The organism is Thermodesulfobacteriota bacterium (assembly GCA_035559815.1).
Lineage (GTDB): Bacteria > Desulfobacterota_D > UBA1144 > Nemesobacterales > CSP1-2 > DATMAT01.
Genome location: DATMAT010000057.1, coordinates 61,665 through 82,049 on the forward strand (window position 1 = coordinate 61,665; position 20,385 = coordinate 82,049).

The 20,385-nt window shown below is 48.1% G+C and carries 18 protein-coding genes; 8 read left to right on the forward strand and 10 right to left on the reverse strand.

The window, feature by feature from the left end:
- Positions 1 to 28 precede the first annotated feature (28 nt).
- Together VNN20_14410 and VNN20_14415 are read left to right on the forward strand one after the other, a co-directional pair.
- Positions 29 to 271 carry a hypothetical protein gene (locus VNN20_14410; protein ID HWP93383.1) on the forward strand — a complete coding sequence of 81 codons (243 nt, stop codon included), beginning with the start codon at positions 29 to 31 and terminating at the stop codon, positions 269 to 271.
- Between the two features lie 507 nt (positions 272 to 778).
- On the forward strand, positions 779 to 1,393 hold the full coding sequence (locus tag VNN20_14415; GenBank protein ID HWP93384.1) for a hypothetical protein: 615 nt from the start codon (positions 779 to 781) through the stop codon (positions 1,391 to 1,393).
- On the opposite strand, the gene pyrF is transcribed toward VNN20_14415, so the two are convergent.
- Both pyrF and VNN20_14425 read right to left on the reverse strand, forming a co-directional pair.
- The gene (gene pyrF / locus VNN20_14420) at positions 1,390 to 2,112 is read right to left on the reverse strand and encodes an orotidine-5'-phosphate decarboxylase (protein HWP93385.1); all 723 of its coding nucleotides are present in this window, start codon (positions 2,110 to 2,112) and stop codon (positions 1,390 to 1,392) included. The two genes, VNN20_14415 and pyrF, sit on opposite strands and share 4 nt — an antisense overlap.
- Positions 2,113 to 2,225: 113 nt before the next feature.
- On the reverse strand, positions 2,226 to 3,941 hold the full coding sequence (locus VNN20_14425; GenBank protein ID HWP93386.1) for a proline--tRNA ligase: 1,716 nt from the start codon (positions 3,939 to 3,941) through the stop codon (positions 2,226 to 2,228).
- A gap of 140 nt (positions 3,942 to 4,081) precedes the next feature.
- Here VNN20_14425 and VNN20_14430 point away from each other — a divergent pair, with 140 nt between their 5' ends.
- From VNN20_14430 to VNN20_14445, 4 genes are all read left to right on the forward strand, one after another.
- Positions 4,082 to 5,200 carry a hypothetical protein gene (locus tag VNN20_14430; protein ID HWP93387.1) on the forward strand — a complete coding sequence of 373 codons (1,119 nt, stop codon included), beginning with the start codon at positions 4,082 to 4,084 and terminating at the stop codon, positions 5,198 to 5,200.
- 74 nt (positions 5,201 to 5,274) lie between these two features.
- Positions 5,275 to 5,736, forward strand: a complete 462-nt coding sequence (locus VNN20_14435) for a DUF411 domain-containing protein (GenBank protein HWP93388.1) — start codon at positions 5,275 to 5,277, stop codon at positions 5,734 to 5,736.
- Between the two features lie 49 nt (positions 5,737 to 5,785).
- A complete protein-coding gene (gene fdhD, locus VNN20_14440; protein HWP93389.1) occupies positions 5,786 to 6,718 on the forward strand; it encodes a formate dehydrogenase accessory sulfurtransferase FdhD in 933 nt (310 codons plus the stop codon).
- 78 nt (positions 6,719 to 6,796) lie between these two features.
- Positions 6,797 to 9,103: an FdhF/YdeP family oxidoreductase gene (locus VNN20_14445; GenBank protein HWP93390.1), complete on the forward strand. Its 2,307-nt coding sequence runs from the start codon at positions 6,797 to 6,799 to the stop codon at positions 9,101 to 9,103.
- A 323-nt stretch (positions 9,104 to 9,426) separates the two neighbouring features.
- Here VNN20_14445 and VNN20_14450 read toward each other — a convergent pair whose 3' ends face one another.
- From VNN20_14450 to era, 3 genes are all read right to left on the reverse strand, one after another.
- Positions 9,427 to 10,107 (reverse strand): molybdenum cofactor guanylyltransferase, encoded by a 681-nt coding sequence (locus VNN20_14450; GenBank protein HWP93391.1) that lies wholly within the window; start codon positions 10,105 to 10,107, stop codon positions 9,427 to 9,429.
- 446 nt (positions 10,108 to 10,553) lie between these two features.
- Positions 10,554 to 11,615: a flavodoxin-dependent (E)-4-hydroxy-3-methylbut-2-enyl-diphosphate synthase gene (ispG, locus tag VNN20_14455; protein ID HWP93392.1), complete on the reverse strand. Its 1,062-nt coding sequence runs from the start codon at positions 11,613 to 11,615 to the stop codon at positions 10,554 to 10,556.
- Positions 11,616 to 11,672: 57 nt separating this feature from the next.
- A complete protein-coding gene (gene era, locus VNN20_14460; protein HWP93393.1) occupies positions 11,673 to 12,581 on the reverse strand; it encodes a GTPase Era in 909 nt (302 codons plus the stop codon).
- A gap of 674 nt (positions 12,582 to 13,255) precedes the next feature.
- On the opposite strand from era, the gene VNN20_14465 reads away from it, so the two are divergent.
- Both VNN20_14465 and VNN20_14470 read left to right on the forward strand, forming a co-directional pair.
- Positions 13,256 to 14,305, forward strand: coding sequence for an LLM class flavin-dependent oxidoreductase (locus VNN20_14465; GenBank protein ID HWP93394.1), 1,050 nt, complete (start codon positions 13,256 to 13,258; stop codon positions 14,303 to 14,305).
- 730 nt (positions 14,306 to 15,035) lie between these two features.
- A complete protein-coding gene (locus VNN20_14470) occupies positions 15,036 to 15,191 on the forward strand; it encodes a hypothetical protein (GenBank protein ID HWP93395.1) in 156 nt (51 codons plus the stop codon).
- Between the two features lie 67 nt (positions 15,192 to 15,258).
- Here VNN20_14470 and VNN20_14475 read toward each other — a convergent pair whose 3' ends face one another.
- From VNN20_14475 to VNN20_14495, 5 genes are all read right to left on the reverse strand, one after another.
- Complete coding sequence (locus VNN20_14475; protein ID HWP93396.1) at positions 15,259 to 16,665, reverse strand: cytosine permease; 1,407 nt, start codon at positions 16,663 to 16,665, stop codon at positions 15,259 to 15,261.
- A gap of 121 nt (positions 16,666 to 16,786) precedes the next feature.
- Complete coding sequence (locus tag VNN20_14480) at positions 16,787 to 17,005, reverse strand: hypothetical protein (protein HWP93397.1); 219 nt, start codon at positions 17,003 to 17,005, stop codon at positions 16,787 to 16,789.
- 5 nt (positions 17,006 to 17,010) lie between these two features.
- A complete protein-coding gene (locus tag VNN20_14485; protein ID HWP93398.1) occupies positions 17,011 to 17,325 on the reverse strand; it encodes a hypothetical protein in 315 nt (104 codons plus the stop codon).
- Positions 17,326 to 17,611: 286 nt separating this feature from the next.
- Positions 17,612 to 19,114 (reverse strand): FAD-binding oxidoreductase, encoded by a 1,503-nt coding sequence (locus VNN20_14490; GenBank protein ID HWP93399.1) that lies wholly within the window; start codon positions 19,112 to 19,114, stop codon positions 17,612 to 17,614.
- Positions 19,111 to 20,328 carry a (Fe-S)-binding protein gene (locus VNN20_14495; protein HWP93400.1) on the reverse strand — a complete coding sequence of 406 codons (1,218 nt, stop codon included), beginning with the start codon at positions 20,326 to 20,328 and terminating at the stop codon, positions 19,111 to 19,113. The genes VNN20_14490 and VNN20_14495 overlap by 4 nt, the downstream gene beginning before the upstream one ends.
- Positions 20,329 to 20,385: the final 57 nt, after the last annotated feature.

A 20,385-nucleotide genomic window follows, 5' to 3' on the forward strand; every position in this document is an offset into this window, starting at 1 on the left:
ATTTGAGTATTCATTTTGAGGATAGGAAATGTCAGACCATACAACTGCGTTAGTACCCCTGGAATCCTGGTGTTATAACTCGCCGGAGTTGCGTGCATCTGGTAAATCGATAGATGTAGGCTTACTAGTTGAGGCACTTATCTATTACGATCGCGTTATCGTTAATGTTGGTAACCAACCACAATTTGCAGAATTATTAAATTGGTTTATCGCTCAGAAAAAGTACAATGATTTCCTCGCCCTTGTTAATGATGGCGTCATAAGAATATAGGATTACGCGTTCTCAACCAACGCCATTTTAAAAGACGGCGTTTATTCGATCTGGAATATCCAAGATTCTATTCAAGCGCAACCAAATACTTTTGATCAGCGTTTTCTATATCACAAAGATATACAAACTTGTTTAAATCATGCACGACAAAGGCAGAAACTGTATAAAGCACTGAGGGATAAAGTTATTGAAGTAAAAGCTGATGAATTTGGAAGCGCTATAGAAAACGCTAGACGGGATTATGACGATGCTAATAGAAATGCGCTAATAATTCAAGCTTTTGTTGATGAATTATATAAAATTAAAAACTTAGGTAGCGTACCAGAAGTAAGTGCTAGTGTAATAGCTTCACCAGATGGTGGTCGAAAGCATATCACTTGGAATGTTGATTTTGATCATCTTTCTTACATAGCAGGAAAAGAACTCAATTTCCATCGTGGTACGCCACTCACTGCGGGGGCTATTTCAAATAGGCTACTGTGGTCAGCAGCTTCATTGGAATGTGACTTGTATTTAGGACAACCAATCAGTGTATTGGTAGGTGATAAACTATATGAAAGCGGTAAGCAAATTAGCAAGGTTCATTCTATTATTGAAGAGCTACATCAGAAGGTAGAGTTTCCAGATTTACGTCAGCTAGTAAATTGCGGGAAGATAGGCCTTAAAGAAATTTTAATCATAAGAAAAAAGGCTCGAAAATTTCGTGAATGGCTACAACAAGAATCGGATCGAGACAGGGATGCAATAATTGCATACCATCACGAAGTTGCCAAAGAGGCAGGGTTTACAAAGTTGGGTCGCAAAAGACTAAACCTCATAGGTGTGATCGGAGGTGGAGCTATTGGTTCTGTTGTAGGAAGCGTTGTTTCAGGCCATTCAGGTGCTGCATTAGGTGGTGCAGCAGGTAGTACTGTAGGATATGTATTAGACATTGCCTCTAAGCTAGGGGCAGATTGGAAACCAGTAGTATTTGGTAACTGGTTTAGGGACCGGATTGAAAAAGTATTAGATAACAAAGAGCGACTGGCACTAATGGCATTCAAACCGCTCAGCTCATCGGCTGCTTTAAACGCAGTGTTAGAAGATAGAGTTAAGCCCGTCGTAAGGCAAACGCTTCATTAAGAAACAGACAAAATAATCTCGTCGACCACTGCCTCAGGCTCTTTTGCCTCGGTTATAGCTCTTCCTATCACCAAGTAATCTGCTCCGAGAGAAACGGCTTCGGAGGGGGTTACAACCCTCTTTTGATCATGGATACCTAGACCCAAGCGAACACCAGGCACAACCAGTATAAATCTATCTCCAAATTCTTTCCTCAAAATCTCAACCTCTTTTCCGGAGGCAACCAGCCCGTCCACCCCGGCTTTATCGGCAAGTGCGGCAAGTCTAATCACTTCTTCTTGAGAACCATAGTTAATACCAATCTCCCTTAAATTTTCTTCGGCCTGACTGGTTAGCACGGTTACCGCCAGGACAAGCGGCCTGGGTTTTGACAGTTTCTGAGACTCATCTCGAACTGTTTCTACCGTTGCTTTCATCATTTCTAATCCACCGAGAGCGTGAATGGTAAACATCTTAATACCATGTTGGACTACCTGACGAGATGCCTTTTCTACTGTCGAGGGAATATCGTGGAACTTGAGATCAAGAAAAATATCCACGCCGATATTGATAAATTCTCTTATACCTTCTGGTCCTGAGTTTAAAAAAAGGATTGGCCCGACCTTGAATGCTTTAATTTTTTGTTTGAGTCTTTCCACCCAGCTTTTAGCTTCTTTAAACTTGGGAAAATCCAGGGCCAAGATAATTCGCTCTTCGGGTCTGAGATTAGGTTTAACCATGTTTTGAAGTTAGAAGCCACAAATTGACACAGATGGACACGAATGAAAAGAAATTTGTGATTTTAGCACTGAAGACAAATCGTTTTTATTCGTGTAAATTCGTGGCTACTTGATCACTTTGAACCAAGAATCATCTCAACTTCTTTCTCCACTTCTTCGATCTTTACCTTCTTAGAGATCCCACCTTTTCTCAACTTTATCTCTGCTGCGCCTTCCTTGATGGTCCTGGGCCCGACGGTAACCTGAATGGGCATACCCATCAAGTCCGCATCCTTAAACTTGAATCCGGCGCTTTCTTCCCTGTCGTCGATAATCGCCTCCACACCGCGGTCGAGCAGATTTCTATAAATTTCCTCGGCAACGTTTTTTACTCGCTCCTCTTTCATATTGAGCGGAAGAATAACCACCTGAAAAGGGGCCAGAGAAAGCGGTAGTACTATTCCATTTTCATCATAGTTCTGTTCTATCGCCGCCGCAACCGTACGACCGATGCCAATACCGTAGCACCCCATTATGAATAATCTCTCCTTCCCGTTTGCATCGATAAAAGTGGCATTCATGCTCTCGCTATACTTGGTTCCGAGCTTAAAAACATGGCCTACCTCGATTCCTCTACTGGAGCGGAGAACACCGCCTTTACATCTCGGACACGGGTCACCATCAGATGCCACCCTAACGTCTGCAAATTCACTTACACGAAAATCCCTGTCCAGGTTTACATTAATCACATGGTAATCCCTTTTGTTCGCCCCGGTAACTGCATTCCTTATGCCCTTAATAGACCGGTCGGCAATAATTCTAATCTTGAGTCCAACCGGGCCGCTAAATCCGAGCGGCCCCGTCGTTACCTCTTCGATCCTATTCGGTGTGGCAAGCTCGACTGTATCTGCACCGATCGCTTTTTTGAGCTTGGTCAAGCTGAGCTCATGGTTCCCCCGGACAAGCGCAGCCACCGGTTGGCCATCAGCCTCCACTATCATAGTTTTTATCAAATCACTCGGTTTAACCTTTAAGAACGTGGCAACCTGCTCCACCGTCTTTAAGCCGGGGGTATGAACCTCCTGAATTGGTCTTTCTTCGAGGCCTTTTTCCGTCGTTTCTCCACCGCCCTCCCCTATCTCCGCCAGCTCCAGATTAGCCGCATAATCGCACTTGTTGCAGCTCATAATCACATCCTCACCGGTCGGGGCCAGGACCATGAACTCGTGGGAAAAACTACCTCCGATATTACCCGTATCCGCCAGCACCGCGCGAAACTCAAGCCCGCATCTCTCGAAAATACGGTTATAGGCTTCGTACATCAGCCAGTAGGATTTATCAGCCCCTTCGTCGTCGGCATCAAAGCTGTAGGCGTCCTTCATTATGAATTCCCTGGCCCGCATAACGCCGAACCGCGGGCGGATTTCGTCCCGGAATTTTGTCTGAATCTGGTACAGGTTGACCGGCAGTTGCTTATAAGACCTTATTTCCCGGCGAACGATGTCCGTTATAATCTCCTCGTGAGTGGGGCCGAGGCAGAATTCCCTCTCCGCCCTGTCCTTAAACCGGAGGAGTTCCCTTCCGTATTTATCCCACCTTCCGCTTTCCTTCCAGAGTTCCGCTGGTAAAACCGAGGGCATGAGCAATTCAATAGCCCCGGCTCGGTTCATTTCTTCCCTCACTATATTCTCAACCTTTTTTATCGAGCGAAGTCCGAGCGGAAGATAGTTATAAATCCCGGCAGCCAGTTTTCTTATCATCCCGGCACGCACCATCAGCTTATGGCTTATCACCTCGGCATCGGCAGGGTCTTCTTTTAGAGTAGGAAGGAAATAATTAGAGTATCTCAATTTTTCTTTACCTCGGTGAGTAATAAGTTACCGATTTTGCTGTCAAAAGCAATAAGAAATAATAAAGCACCTGTCCTATCGTCCTAGCTAAATGAGACCATTTTGAGTAAACTTTCACCCAAGCTTAACCGAGCTGAGGGATGATAGTTTCTCATAAAAAGATATTTATTATACATTTGCTCACTGCTTTCTTATTATCGGGTCACGAGATATGGGCAAGTGACCGGATGATCCCATCGGGCGCTTGCACCAATAACCTGATAATGACATTTCCCACTTCCGGCCCCGAGCAAACGCGCTGGGATATATGCTTCGAAACTATATCGGCCAATGGATTGGTCATCACCCAGGCTTTGTTTCGCCGGTCGGCGGGTTCCTCGCAAATACAGGTTTTGTCCGACGCCCGGATTGCCGAAATCTTCGTACCCTACCATCCGGGATCTCCTCGCTTTCACGATGTAAGCGACTTCAACTTCCCGTTATTAACACTTAAAGGTACAGACTGCCCTGCCTCGGCGGGCGGTACACTCATCGGGAATTCTCAAGTATGTAAGGAGGTGCGAGACCGAGGAGTAGCCTGGAAGGATGACAGCCTGGTGCGTAGAGGAGAGGAATTGGTGCTATGGTCCGTGGTCGACGCTTCTAACTACAACTACATCATACAATGGGTATTTCGGGATGACGGAACGATTCTAGGAGAGGTGGGGTCCACCGGACCCAAACTGGGTGGCGCTGACGATACCACCGGGCACATGCATACCTTTTCCTGGCGGCTCGACATCGACCTCAACGGTTCCGACGGGGACTCAGTTCACTTAACCAGGCATTCCGAGCCTCTTCCCGGCCTGTCCGCAACCGACCACGAAAGACTTATCACCACCGAATCGGGACTGGTATGGAAACCCAGAAAATATACCACCCTGAAGATCAGCGACACCTCCCTCCAAAATGACAACGGGCGCACTACGTCCTACGAGCTAGTCCCGCTGCGGTCCGGAACGGCACGGCATAACGAGGCGTTCACCAAAAAGGATTTGTGGGTCACCAGATTTAAAGAAGGAGAGCTACTGGCCAGGAATCTGCCTTCATTCCTGACAAACGAGTCGGTAGTGGATACAGACATAGTTATCTGGTATACGGTGGGAGCGCACCACGAGAACGGGATGCGGGACGAGGATCGAGACACGGTGCCGGTCAAATGGGTAGGATTCGAGTTATCCCCAAAGAACCTCTTCAACGGCACTCCGCTTTACCCGTGAGTCGCCTAGACTAGATGATTAAACGGATGAGATTCTGTATAATTAACAGAGTCTTTTTTTAAGGAGAAATGAAGATGAATAGGATTTGGAAAAATATTGCTTTAGCCACGGCAGTACTGTTAATCGGTATAGGAGCTTTCTCAGCGTATCCAGAGTCCCAATCCAACACGACCACAGTTACGGTCTATAAGGACGCCTCTTGCGGCTGTTGTACCAAGTGGGTTGACCACCTCAAAGAAAATGGCTTCCAGGTAACCGCACATGACACTACCGATTTGATGAAGGTCAAGACTGAACATGGGATTCCGGGCAAACTTTCTTCTTGTCATACCGCGCTCGTGGACCGTTATGTAGTAGAAGGGCACGTACCCGCAGATGTGGTAAAGCGCTTACTATCGGAAAAACCTGACGTGGTTGGAATCGCTGTGCCCGGAATGCCCATGGGGTCGCCGGGCATGGAGGGTAACTACACCGAGCCCTACAACGTTCTTACTTTCGATCGCGAAGGGAATACGAAGGTTTATACTAGCCATTGACTGGATACACCAGTATAACCACCCTTCATCTGCTTAATGTCGGCTTGATTTGCACGAGTATCCAGTCTATCTTAACAATCAAAAGATGGATAACCGCTCAAAAACAGATGAAGACGGTATAATTTCCCTGCCTGTCCAAAAGGTAAAAGGCGTTCATACATCCGCACATCAAGACCTTCTGGTCGTGGAAGAACCTTTGGAAATTCGGCTTGGTTTCTATTCAGAAGGCAAACGCAAAAACAAAAGCATATCCGTCACCATGCGCACGCCGGGGCAGGATTTGGAGTTGGCCGCCGGGTTTCTTTTTAGCGAAGGAATCATAAATGGCTTTGACTGTATCGAGAATATTCGCCATCTTGATTCCAATGGAGGCAGGGGGCGGCAGAGCAATGTTGTTCATGTGGAATTAGTGCCCAACGTAGGGATTGATTTCAACAGGCTTGAGAGACACTTTTATACTACGTCCGGTTGCGGCGTTTGTGGTAAGACCTCGATCCAGGCTCTTCAATTAATCGGACGCCCTGTGTTGCCCGATGACAGCCCGATTCTTAAATCCGAAACCATTCATATGCTCCCCGAAGCCCTCTTGAATGCACAAACCGTATTTGGTCGAACCGGAGGCTTACACGCCGCTGCCCTTTTCGATCGCAGTGGAAAGCTGATGGCGTTAAGGGAGGATGTCGGACGCCATAACGCCGTGGACAAGGTAATCGGGGCAAAGCTGTTTGAAAAACGAATTCCGTTAGTTGACCAACTCCTTCTGGTCAGCGGAAGGGCCGGTTTTGAGATTGTGCAAAAAGCCCTCATGGCTGGAATTCCAGTCCTTGCTGCCGTCGGAGCCCCCTCGAGCTTAGCAGTAGAATTAGCTTCTAATCTCAACATGACTCTGTTGGGGTTCGTTCGGGACAACCGATTCAATATTTATTCCGGAGCATGGAGAATCAAGATAGACGGTGCCGGATACAGGATGCAAGATAAATAATGACTAATCCTGCATCGTGAATCATTCATCATGTATCGTTTTCTGGATAATAAATAGTTACACCGTGGCATATTAGTAATGAAGGAAAAAATAGAACACGGAAAATCACGCGAAGAGCCCCCTGAGGAGTTTGCCGGGATCGAAGTTAAACCACCCAAGAAAACGGCTGCAGGGATCCCCGCTATTTTATCCACCTTACAACACTCGTACAACGACATGGGCGTTATTAACGCCGTGAAAACACTGCTTAAGGTAAATCAGAAAGACGGCTTTGATTGCCAAAGCTGTGCCTGGCCGAACCCGGATGACCACCGTCATACGGTTGAATTTTGTGAAAACGGCGCCAAAGCCGTCGCCGATGAAGCCACCAGAAAGCGGGTCACGCCGGAGTTTTTCAAGAGATGGTCGGTTACAGAACTCAGCAACAAATCGGATTACTGGCTCAACAAACAGGGACGGCTAACACACCCTATGGTGCTTGGCGAGGGCAGCGACCATTATGCACCGATAAGTTGGGAAGAAGCATTCAAACTCATTTCCGAGGAATTAAATTCACTTTCCTCCCCCGACGAAGCCGTCTTCTACACATCGGGAAGGACAAGCAACGAGGCAGCATTTCTATATCAGCTCTTTGTAAGACAATTCGGCACAAATAACCTGCCGGACTGCTCTAACATGTGCCACGAATCGAGTGGGAGGGCGTTAACCGAGACCATAGGCGTTGGCAAAGGGACGGTAAGCCTGAATGACTTCGAGCTTGCGGATGCCATATTCATAATCGGCCAGAATCCCGGCTCTAACCACCCGCGGATGCTGTCTTCCCTCCAGAAGGCGGCTAGAAAGGGCTGTAAGATAGTGAGCATAAACCCTCTGCCTGAAACCGGATTCTTCCACTTCAAGAATCCCCAGGAAGTCTTGGAGACGCTATTCACAAGGGGCACACAGCTTTCTAACCTTTTTCTTCAGGTACGCATCAACGGAGACGTCGCCCTGTTAAAAGGCATCATGAAAGAGATGCTCGAAGAGGAAGAGCGCCGACCGGGAAATGTATTAGACCACGAGTTCATCCGGGAGCACACGGTAGGCTTTGAGAGCTTTGTCGACGACTTACGAAAGACGGAGTGGGACGAGATTCTAGAAGAAAGCGGAATCACCAGAGAGCAAATAAGAGAAGCAGCTAGGATCGCCATAGACTCGAAACGCATGATCTGCTGCTGGGCAATGGGGTTGACCCAGCACAAGAATGCGGTGGCAACTATACAAGAGATCGTTAACCTAATGCTTCTTCGCGGCCAGATTGGAAGGCCCGGAGCCGGCCTTTGCCCTGTTCGAGGCCACAGCAATGTTCAGGGCGACCGAACCATGGGGATCTGGGAGCGGCCGACAGAGGCTTTTTTCGAAAGCCTTTCCAAAGAGTTCGATTTTGAGCCACCTCCCCAGCACGGATACGATACCGTCCAGTCAATAAAAGCCATGTATGAAGGTAAAGCAAAAGTCTTCATAGCTATGGGCGGCAACTTCCTCTCGGCAACGCCGGATACCCATTACACGGCAGAGGCGCTCAGGCGCTGTCGATTAACCGTCCACGTGTCAACGAAACTGAATCGCTCCCATCTAATCACCGGAAAACGGGCATTGATACTTCCGTGCCTCGGCCGTTCGGAAAAGGACGTGCAGGCAGAGGGACCTCAGTTTGTCACTGTAGAGGACTCGATGAGCGTCGTGAGTTCCTCACGTGGGTCGCTCAAACCAGCGTCCGAACATTTACTTAGCGAGCCGGCAATCGTGGCCAGGCTCGCCCGGGCAACATTAGGGGAACGAAGCACCGTAGATTGGGAAGGTCTTGTAGCAAATTACGACCGCATACGAGATCACATAGCAAAAGTAATTCCGGGATTTCATGACTATAATCGTCGTATTCGGGAGGGGAGTTTTTACCTTCCTAATAGCGCACGGGAGCGTGAGTTTAACACCCCGTCGGGCAAGGCACATTTTACCGTTCACCCCATCCCTCATCACAACCTCAAAGAGGGTCAGTATATTATGATGACCATACGCAGCCACGATCAATTCAACACAACGATTTACGGGCTCGATGACCGTTACCGGGGCATTTATAACGGACGCCGCGTGGTGTTTCTAAATCCCGATGATATAAAGGAAGCCGGCCTTGTGGAAGGACAACTCGTCGACCTCACAAGCCACTTTGAGGGTGAGGAACGCGTTGCGCACCGTTTTGTCGTTGTTCCCTTCAGTATTCCCCGCCACTGTGCAGCAACCTACTATCCGGAGACGAACGTGCTCGTTCCGATCAGAAGCGTAGCGGAAAAAAGCAATACGCCTACATCCAAATTCGTCATCATCAGCCTGAAGAGGTCAATTTAAAATGTAATAGTCAGAATTTGAAGTTTCTGACAATGTCAGCACAACCTCCTTCAGGTTAGTTCGGGAAAGACCATTCATCAAAGTCTTTGGTAAGCCCGTCGAACTGATCGGAACTCAGAGCTTGTCCTAAGTGAAATGAAGGGAGAGATCAATTTTGTCATTCCCGCACAAGCGGGAATCCAGTTTTTTAAAAAAAATGGATCCCCGATAAAAGAATTCGGGGATGACATGCGGGGAGTATCCTCGATAGCTCCTTATACTAAAACCAGTTAATTGAATAATCGATGTGAAAAGCTAGCTTCACACTCTTAAAGCCAAGTGGTCTACTCCATATTCATAAAGCGTTCATAATCTTGAGGAGTATTCAAATTAAAAAAAACCGAATGGCTTTCCCACTCGGTCCACGTTTCTTCTTTAATGTATTTTACTCCTTTCTCATGACTCTCAACCCATCGCCTGAGGGATCGCTCTCCCTGTTCAAAGGCCCTTTGCATGCCCTCCGCAATCGAACGCCTGTAGAAGGCGCATGTAACTTGTGGCACATCCTCAAAGAGCGGAACCAAAACATCGGGTTTTGTTATTTCTTCCTCTAAAAATACTTTCATCCTTAGCAGAAATCCTCCAGTAAGGAGAGGATAGTCCGCGGACAAAAGAAGGACATAATCGCTATCAGTAGACATTAAAGATAGTGCCCCGGCCAGAGCACCGAGAGGTCCCGAACCAGGAGATGAATCTAAGATAAAAGGGACGTCCCCGAGTATTCGGGAAAGAACCTCTTCATCCTCCTTAGTAGAAATCAGCACATACACTTCCTGGGTAATGCTTTTGGCAGACCGAAGGGCTCTTAGTATAAGGGGGTCTTTCTTGTAGATTAGTAATCGCTTGTCTTTCCCCAGACGGCGGGATTTCCCACCCGCAAGAATCAGGGCCGATATGTTTTCAGAAGTATTTCTCTCCGTGTCATCTTTTAGCATTGCTGTGGGATGCTTTTTCACCTTAATCACTGCTTATCTTCCTCGTCATTGCGAGCACATTCACGGAGCCTGCACTGAGGAATCGAAGTGCTCAGTGTAAACATTACGGTTCCCTGAATTCCCTCCCTTACTTCGACGATGCTGGACAGGCTTGATCCCTCGATTGAATCGTGGATACATAAGATCAGGGCTCCTCTCCGCATGTCATCCCCGAACGTATTAATCGGGGATCCATTGTTTTGAAAACTGGATTCCCATTTTCATGGGAATGACACCATTTGTCAGATTGCTTCGTCGCGAAGTTTATCCTGAGCCTGCCCAAGAACTCCTCAAATGACAGCGGAAACCCTGTAGCCACAGGGAATCCTCAATTTAAAGTGAATCATGGCTCATTCTACCACAATTCACAAAATGAGGATGCTTTACACTAAATACTATCTGATTATGAAATTGCTGAGTGGAAAAATTGAACGAGACTAATTAACTGCGAACTTCCCTATTTCCTCGACAAGCTGGTCTACCAGCTCTTCCTCCTTGAAAGACTTAACCAATTTGCCGTCCTTGTAGAGCATCCCCTTCCCCCTTCCTCCGGCAATGCCTATGTCCGCTTCAGACGCTTCACCCGGCCCGTTAACCACGCAGCCTAGTATGGCTACCTTGATTGGCCTGGGCAGTTCTATCTCGCTTATCCTATCCTCCACGTCCTTGACTAGCTTCATGAGGTCGATCTCTAACCTTCCGCAGCCGGGGCATGAGATTAACTCGATGCCGTTTTTCCTCAATCCCAAAGACCTTAGTATGTCTATACCAACATAGACTTCCTCGACCGGGTCTCCGGTAAGAGATACCCTAATGGTGTCTCCGATACCCTCGGCAAGGAGAGTTCCTATCCCGACCGATGATTTGATCGTCCCCATCTTTATCGTCCCAGCTTCGGTAACCCCGAGATGAAGAGGGTAATCGGTTCTTTCGGCGATGATTCGGTAAGCCCTTATCATCTTCATAACGTCGGTTGATTTCACGGATATCTTTATGTCTCTGAAATCCAAATCTTCAAGGATCTCCGCATGCCTGAATGCGCTCTCGGCCAGGGCCTCAGCCGTCGGGCTCCCATACTTTTTCAGTATATCCTTCTCCAATGAGCCGGAATTGACACCAATTCTTATAGGGATTCCCCGTTCTTTAACCGCATCGACGACCGCTTTGATTCTGGCCTTTGAGCCTATGTTTCCCGGGTTAATTCTCATGCCGTCAACACCCTGTTTTATAGCCTCGAGCGCCAAGCGGTAATCGAAATGGATATCGGAAACTATGGGGATGTTTACCTGTTTCTTAATTTCGCCAAGCGATTTTGCCGCTTCCATATCCGGGACGGCGAGCCTGACGATGTCACAACCGGCGGCTTCCAGTCTCTTTATCTCGGCCACGGTGGCGGGAATATCTCTCGTATCTGTCTTGGTCATGGATTGTACCGTTATCGGAGCGCCGCCGCCGACTTTTACCTTTCCAATAGCAATTTGTCGTGAAATTCTAGCCATTTAGCCTAAGAATGTTAGAGCATATACCAGAGGGTGTCAAGTTGACTTAACCGGGAATTAACTTCCGTATCCGAACTCCCTTATTAACTCTCCTCTTTGGGTCCATCTCTCCTTTACCTTGACCCATAGCTCTAAAAATACCTTAGTACCGAGTATTCTTTCTATATCCGCCCTGGCCAGTATCCCTATCTGCTTTAGCATCTTGCCCTGTTCGCCGATTATAATTCCCTTGTGATTATCCCTCTCGACATAAATCAGAGCCGAGATCCTTACCAACTTTTTCTCCGGAATGTCCTTGAACTCTTCGACCACCACCGCCGTCTTATAAGGTATCTCTTCGTGAGTAAGGTTAAAAATCTTCTCCCTTATAAGCTCGGCGGCTAGGAATCTCTCCGGCTGGTCTGTAATCATGTCATCGGGGAAATATTTTGGACCCTCCGGAAGGTATTTTTTGATGCTGTTTATAAGGTCGTCAATCCCGTCCGCCTTCAAAGCAGAGATGGGGATTACTTCCAGGAACTTATCCCCAAACTTTTGAGACTCAGAGATAATCTCAAGTATCTTGCCTTTCTTAATGGTATCGATTTTATTAATGACCAGTAATGCCGGCTTGGGCAGGCTACTTATTATAAAACGGTCGCCCTTGCCAAATGGGTCATCAACCTCGATCATCATCAGGATAACGTCGGCCTCACCGAGTGTGTTCATCGCTGCCTGCACCATTGCTTTTCCCAACTCTCCTCTTGCCTTATGAATCCCCGGGGTATCTAGAAATACAAGCTGGGAATCGGGAAATGTTCTAATTCCGACCACCCGATTCCTGGTTGTATTCGGTTTCTGGGAGACTGCAGCGATTTTCTCGCCCACAATCACATTGAGAAGGGTGGATTTGCCTACATTCGGTCTTCCCACTATGGTGATAAAACCGGAACGAAAATTTTCCTGAGTGGTTTGTTCTTGGTTCATTTTAACTTCGCTAGTTTCACGATAGATAATGGTTTTTAAGGGTAGATGACGATATTTTAAACCAACTTCTTTAACCCCTCTATTATCGTAATATCAACTTTTTAACTTGGGAATTCACTGTACCTTGCTACACCGTATCTCTTTGCCCCCTTCCCCCTTGACGGGGGAAGGTTAGGATGGGGGTGATAGATGTTATTTTCACCCTCCCCTTCATCCCCTCCCGTCTAGGGAGGGGATATTTTTAAATACCCTGCTGACTGCAGAGAACTTCATTTATGCTATTAAGAGTTCGCCTCTAAAGTCCCTTATTAACAGATAACCGCTGAGATATTACTTTCTATATACTATGCACAAACACATGACTTCCTCTTTGATGATCAAAGACGAATCCTATCCTGCACCCAATAAAAAGGTTCTGTTTGTGTTTTTCATTTACGCTCTAAATCCCAGTTCTATGTTAATGGAGAAGCCATCAAGTAGCAAATATCACGCTTACGACAAGCTCATAATCATCGGTTGAAATCACCGATAATTAGGCTCAAATTCCTCTATTGACATATCATCTTAAAATGTTCTACAATAGGGTTGCATCTTTTCTTATTAGCTGAGAAATAAAGAATTTATTATAATTTGCAGTTTGCATGATAAACCAACCTAGGAGGTAAAAGGCAATGGTGAACTTTAGCTATGCACATCTTCCGGCCTATCCGTTATCGCAGTCTTTGGATATGATCAAGACTGCCGACCAGTCCGGTTTTTACGCTGTCTATGCAGTCGATGAAACCTACTGGAAGGACATGTGGCTGCTTTTTGCGGCAGCGGCGGACAAGACAAAAAATATACGCATGGGGCCAAGCGTCACCCATGTTATCCTGAAAGAGCCTACCATACTTGCCCAGCAAATAGCTACCCTGGATGAACTCACCAACGGCCGCGCCGAGGCGGTTATTAGCTTTGGGAACCTGATAATGCTGAGCCAGTATCACGTAAAGTGGCAGGGCACAAAACCCTTGGCCAGGGTTAAAGAAGCGCATCAGGTTATGCGCACCTTTTTAGATTCGGGTGTCATAACCCACCAGGGACAGTTCTTCAACTATTCGGGGCTTTTTACCCTGGCAAGGCCGGTGCAAAAGCAGATCCCGCTCAAGCTCGGAGCAATGGGCGGGCCGCGTTCTTTTCAACTCGCTGGAGAGATCTCCGACGGCATACACCATGCGCTCGGATACTCCCGTGAGAACTACGATTACGTGATGGAGAATGTCAAAGCCGGGGCAAAAAAGGCCGGTCGCAACTGGCAGGACCTGGACTGTGCCGCATGGGTGGTATGGGTTTGTAGCGAGGATTCAAAAGCGGCCAAGGAAACTGCCCGAATCATGGTTGCCTTTTACCTGGGAGCAATGCCCGCCAGCCAGGTAGAACGGCACGGCATGAAGTATTCAGACCTGCAGCCAATATTTGATGCTTTTGGAGCAGGCGATGTTCAAAAGGCGGTTGACCTGACATCTCCTGAAATCGGAGAAAAACTCTCCATCTCCGGTACGCCCGAAGAGTGCGTAGCTAAGCTGAAGAGGGATATCCTACCCACCGGCATAAACCACGTTGTTGCCGCCATCACCGACCCATTCCTGGTCAAGGCTTTCACCGGAAGAGACATCCCTAACTGCCCCGACGTAATCGGCCAGATGAAATTGATCCACGACAAGGTAATGCCTGCCCTGAAATAAAAAGAATTGCATCTAATTATCCCAAAATAAAATAGCGTAGAGACGACCCGTAGTTCGATAAGCTCACTACAGGACGGGTCGTCTCTACAAATATGGTAATCAATTCGTGTAACATAACCTGCTTCATTAAGATAGGTTGAGGAATAAGCTTTTTAGGTTTATATAATATGGCTGATAAACTTGTCATCTCAATTTACGCATGCTCAAATGATCGTTAGGAAAAATCATGGAGCCGAGGAGTGGAATACATGTCAGCCCAAGTTGCAGTTTATCGCACTGGCAGCAAGCGTGTAATGTTTGGGTTAAAACTATAAATAACTTATGTATCAGTTTCAGGTTTTCCGATGCCCCTTGGGAGTATCTAGAAAGGACGAACTCTGCAATAATAGCGGGCTCACTAACACAAGTGGGGACATTGGCTATGCCAGAGACGTATGTGATCAGAACCGGAAGACACAGGCAAGAAGATCAACGTGTAGACATCTGCTCAGTCATTAGTAATACAAGCTCGACGACGATAGAGTTAGTTGAGTGCAAATTAGCTGAGGCAGATGGTTCAAAGATCCTTAGAAAAATACAATCTCGCATGCGTGCGGCTTTCGAACAAGTCAACAATATCATAGGTATACATGGCTTACCAATCAGTGATCTTCCTAATTATATTGATGTAATCCGTACTGGAGTAGTAATTGGTCTACCTTGCTTTGAGCGAGATGCTACGAAGCAAACGATGGAAAGTAAGATTCAAGAGATTATTGAGTGGCTACAATCTTCTAATGTCCCGGATGTCACAGCATGGTGTTTTCTGGAGCAATATCTCACTACTCCAAGTAAACGCTACAAGAGATACTATCCAGGCATATTCTTGGTAGTTAAGAAGACATGACAATGTGTTTTAACAGAGCACTGCAAGCAGCGAATAAGTATACTTTGGCTTGAAACTAATCAAATTTTTACTGTAAGGATTGTGCAGTTTCTGCTCTCACTCTCTCCATCCCCGGAAGCACCCAGAAACGCATAAGCACTCCATAGACCACAAAGGATACGAAGAAAGAAGGGATGCCGGCGGTGATGTGGGGGAAGAGTCCGTTCGGGCTGACCCAGGTAAGGGGGTCTAGCGTCCACAGATAAAACCCGGCCCCGGCTAGAGTGGCAATTACCGCCGCAGGATTAAATCCGCCCCGGTACCAGTAACGGCTTTTCGGGCCGGTTATGTAGAGATCCCTGATCCTCCAGCTAGTTTTCCCATGGTTCACCAAAAAGTAATCGGCTATCATGATCCCGCCGTAGGTTCCGGAGAGAAGTGCTATGTAGGCCAGGTAGACACCATAGCTTTGAAAGACCACGGGATTCTCCAGCAATATGGCCGGGAGAGAGCATATCAGAATTGCATAAAGCCAGCTTAGATTGGGAAAACGGGAACGCAAGGTGATTGACATTGGATAAACCAGAGCCGCTACCGAGCTAACGTTAGCCACGGCAAAAAGGAGAAGGCCAAGTGCGGCTAGTCCACCGCCCAGGCTGACAATCCATTCGCTAGGGTCATAGACGCCCAGAGCAAGCGCCACAAAGGCCGAAAAGATTCCGGCCGTTGCGGCGAGAATTCCCCATCCCCATAAGCATCCGTGAAATGCTGCAGATTCGGTCCTGGCCAGCCGGGTCCACTGCCCGTACCAGAATGCCCAGGAGAAACCCAAACCGACGTTATACTCTATTGCCGAAGCCCTGCTCCAGGCCAGGGTTTCAAGGGGCTTGGCCGGCTCGGCGTTGAGAATAGCATCGAGGCCGAACTTAGAGAAAACAGTCCAGGTGAAAAACACCAGAACCGCCAGAAGAAAGATTGCTGCCGCATGAATTAGGTGTTTTAAAGCAGTCGGGCCCAAATAAGCTAAGTAAGTTCCGACCAAAGTAGCTACTATGGCAAAGATAACCGCACCCGGCACTTCCTCGGTAAACATCAAAGGCCCGTCGAAAACCTTGACAAATTTGATTGCGCTCTCGCCGAATAGAAAAGAGGCATAGGCAATCCAGCCGAAGCTTGAGGTAATGTATATGAAGAGCCAGATATCCTTGAATCTATGACCCAGCACCGCCGACGAGCCAAGCCATTGCTCCACTCCATACCGGGCAAATATCACTGCCATAGGGGCAATCAGAAAAAGTGGTATTGCATTTCCGAAGAGAATTATGGGGATGGCGTCTCTCGCATTTACGGTAAGACCGGTCAGGCTACCTACCAGAAAAAACCAGGCGGCTATGCCGAAGCATATCTGCACCGCCAAAAAATCCCAGAATCCATAGACGCGCTCGCTTTTCCGCGTGGGAAGGAGGTTGAAAAAAATCTCTTCTTTGATTTTCATTCTTTGAAGGGGTATTCAGAAGCCAGAATACAGAATCCAGAGTAAAAGATTTTTTGTCTTCTTCTGACTCCTGACTCCTGAATTCTGACTTCTAGTAATCTCGTATACAAAGTTACCAATCTCAATTTAAGGTAAAAGCGATGATGAGCCAGAGCGCGATTACAGCGTTGATCAAAATAGCAATTGCATAGTCTAGTTTTCTTATATGAGGAACCCAGCCCGAACTGCCTCTTAGCAGGTCCGGTTCATGCTCATGCTCGAACTCGGAGACGCGCTCTTCGACAGAATTTCTAAGCTCCTCGCCAAGCCCGGGAAGGTTAACGTTTCTATCCGAAGTCATTACGCTTATTTCTTTTTTCGCTTGGGAACTCGGCCTTTGGGAGAACTTCTTTTCTTCTCTTTCTCCATTTCTTTCTCAATTTCCTTCTCCAGTTCTTCTCCCGAAACCATTCCATCGGCAAAATGATTGTGCATCCAGGCCAGGTGCTCCCAGCGGTTTTTCACGATGCGTAGGGTATCCCACACCGGCATATCCTGCTGCTTAAAAACCTGCATTTTTGCCGGGTCCACCTCGTAGACGTGCTCCATACGCATTACCACTCCTTCCTTAACCGCCTTAGGTTTAGGAGGGCGCTGAGCCCTTAGCAGGAAACCAAGCATGTTGTTTCTCCTCTTTTCAATTTTAAGCCACTAATGAACACTAATTTTCACGAATAGAAATAATGTATGATGAATTCCCTGTGTCTTGCCTCATTCGATCGAGATCATTAGAGCCATCCTTCGACAAGCTCAGATAAAGTATCGGATAGCTTACCGCTAACGACTTGATTTAGTTACCTTTACCCTTGAGCCCAGCCGAAGGGCTCACTACAAAATCCTGAAATCCATAATCACTTTCTGATTGGTGTTCATTCGTGTCAATTTGTGGCTCAATATTTACTTCCTCTCAATCCTCATACGCCTTATCCAGCATGTTCTTGCCGGGGTTCATGATGTTGTTGGGGTCGAGCGCCTTTTTGATGCGCTTCATCACCTCGAACCCGCCCTTCATCTCCACCGGGACGAATTCGGCGTCGCCCTCCCTGGTCGAGCCATGGCAGGCGGTGATTGACCCGCCGTATTTGAGGGCTACCTGGGTGATCTCCCGCTTACACTCTACCCATGCCCTCCAATTCTCTTCGTTGAGTCTTTGCTCCCAAATGCCTATGTCGATCTCGGCCAGGTAGTCACCCCAGGGCTTGTATGCGGCGTTGGTATAGAAGAAGCAACCCCAGTCGTCGAAGATTTCGTACTTTTTAATGTAGCGCTCTGCTATGGAGTGCCACTCCTTTCTTACCTTGGGGATGACGCTGTAGTTGATCGCCGAGTCCTCACAATGCCAGCACATGGGAACAACCTGCCCGTTCAGCAACCGGCCGTGAAGGGGGGTTGCATAACGGTCATGCCGTGAAGCCCAGTCACCTTGGGACACTTCATCTCCCAGATACTTACCACCGGTCTCCTTGGCAATTCGCAATAGACGCTTACCGGCGGCTCTTACCTCGTCTTCTACTCCGTATATAGCCGTGGCGATTACCGAATTAACGCTCTTAGGTTGGGGGATATAAGCCTCGTCATCCCTACGCAGGTATTGTACCTTTTTGTCGTCGAATAAGACCACAGCGGCAAGGGTGGCCAGGCCCGATTTGGTCATAGCCCCGGTGCTCTTGTAGGCGGCTTCAAAATCCCGATAGCCGAAGAATGCGGCAAATTCGGCCTCAGGACGGGGAACCAGCTCAAGCGTGGCTTCCGTGCATATCCCAAGGGTACCCTGATGTCCCATGAAGAGGTGTTTAAGCTGAAATCCGGTCGAGGATTTTCGGAGTTTCCTTCCCCCACCATCCCCTACTTCAACGATCTCCCCGGTTGGCAGAACGACCTGCATGCTCATCACCAGGTCCCTGGTGTGTCCGTATCTGCTCGATATCAGAGAGAATCCACTTGTCCCAATCCTTCCGGCAACTATCGAGCAGGGATACGATGCTGGGTCATCCGGGTAAAACACGCCGTACTTCTTCAATTCCTCGTTGAGCTTTAGCATGTTGATTCCCGGCTGTACCGTTACGGCGCGGTCTTCGAGGTCAATTTCTAGAATTTTGTTCATACGTTTAATATCGACCAGTATTCCTCTTCGTAGTGGAACGGCTCCGTCGGCAAGCCCGGTGCCGCCGGCACGGGGTACAATCGGAATCTTGAATCGGTTCGCCAGCTTTACTACCTCTGACACCTCCTCCGCAGTAGCGGGAAGAACCACCACGTCAGGCACGTAATCACCCCATCTGTGCACCGGGAAGGGGGCCGGGACACGGGTTCGGTTGTAACGTGCCGGTTTGTCAATAAGAACGTACTCAGGCCCGACAATGCCTTTTAATTCTTCGATCACTGCGTCACTCACGGTAACTACGCTCATACCTTCACACCTCCGTAGTCCAGTCCTGCCGATTCGGCAACCAGCTCCATCAGGTCCCTCACCTCGACCTTGGGTTTAAGCTCTCTACCGCGGGCAGAAAGGGGACGCTCCGACCAGACGCAGGCACTTACTAAAGTATCCACTTCCAGCTCGGCGGCCTTAGCCAGCCGGCGACGACTAATTTCTTCGGCAATCTTCGGACGCTCGACGGCAAACCCTCCACCCGCTCCGGAGCAATAGGACCACTGGGTGACGTGGTCTACATCCTTAAAGGTTAGACCGGGAATCGACCGGAGGATTTCCCTAGGGGACTCGAATATGCCCTTTCTCTTGTTCAGACGGCAGGGGTCATGATAGGTTACAACCCGCTTTATCGGTTTTGTCAGTTTTAGTTTTTTTCGGCGAATAAGGTCGGCGACAAGCTCGGTGATATAAACGAGCTCGATGTCGAAATCTTCACCGAAATACTCCGGATAGTCTTCGGTGAAGGTGATATAGTCGTGAGGGTCGAGCACAATAATGCGCTTCGCCCCCACCGCACGCCAGTCAGCCAGGTTATGCTCGGCGAATACCCGAGCATGGTCGGTGTAGCCCATCTCCGCAGCAGGCCCGCCACAGCACCACTGCTCCCTCATTAGACCAAACTTGATCCCGGCTTTTTTGAGGAGCATGGCCGTTGCCCGGGGAACGGAGGTTCGATAAAACGCCGCTTCACAGTCGCAGAATAAAATCGTCTCTCCACCGATAGGCAGGTCCAGGCCCTTGGCCCAGGCCGCAACGTTATCCTGGTTGATCGGGACGTCCAATACCGGCTCGCTCTTCTTATCGACGGTCGCTTCAACCCAGCGCTTCCAGTTAGGCTGTTCAATCCCGGATTGCACTGCCAGGGCGCGCATGGCCTTCACTACCTTTACCGTCTGGGTTCGGTGCCGGTAGAAATCGCCGGTGAAAAGGGTGTTGGGACACCTCAGTTCACAAGCGCCGCACATGGTGCAATTAACATAATCCTGGGCGATATCCTCAATCGACAGCGCCCCCTGCTCCATGGCCACTATGTTCGCATGAAACGCAGTTGGGGTGTGATTTTCGTTCCGGGTAACCTGAGTTACCGGACAGACCTCCCGGCAGAATTTATGGCCGGAGGTAAAGCATCCATAGGCATTGTCCCTCCACTTCTTCACAAATTCCTGCTGGAGATTGTTGTTCACTGCCATGTCGCCTCCTTATGTTTAGTTAGCCACTGATGAACACGAATTTACACTGATAAAGAT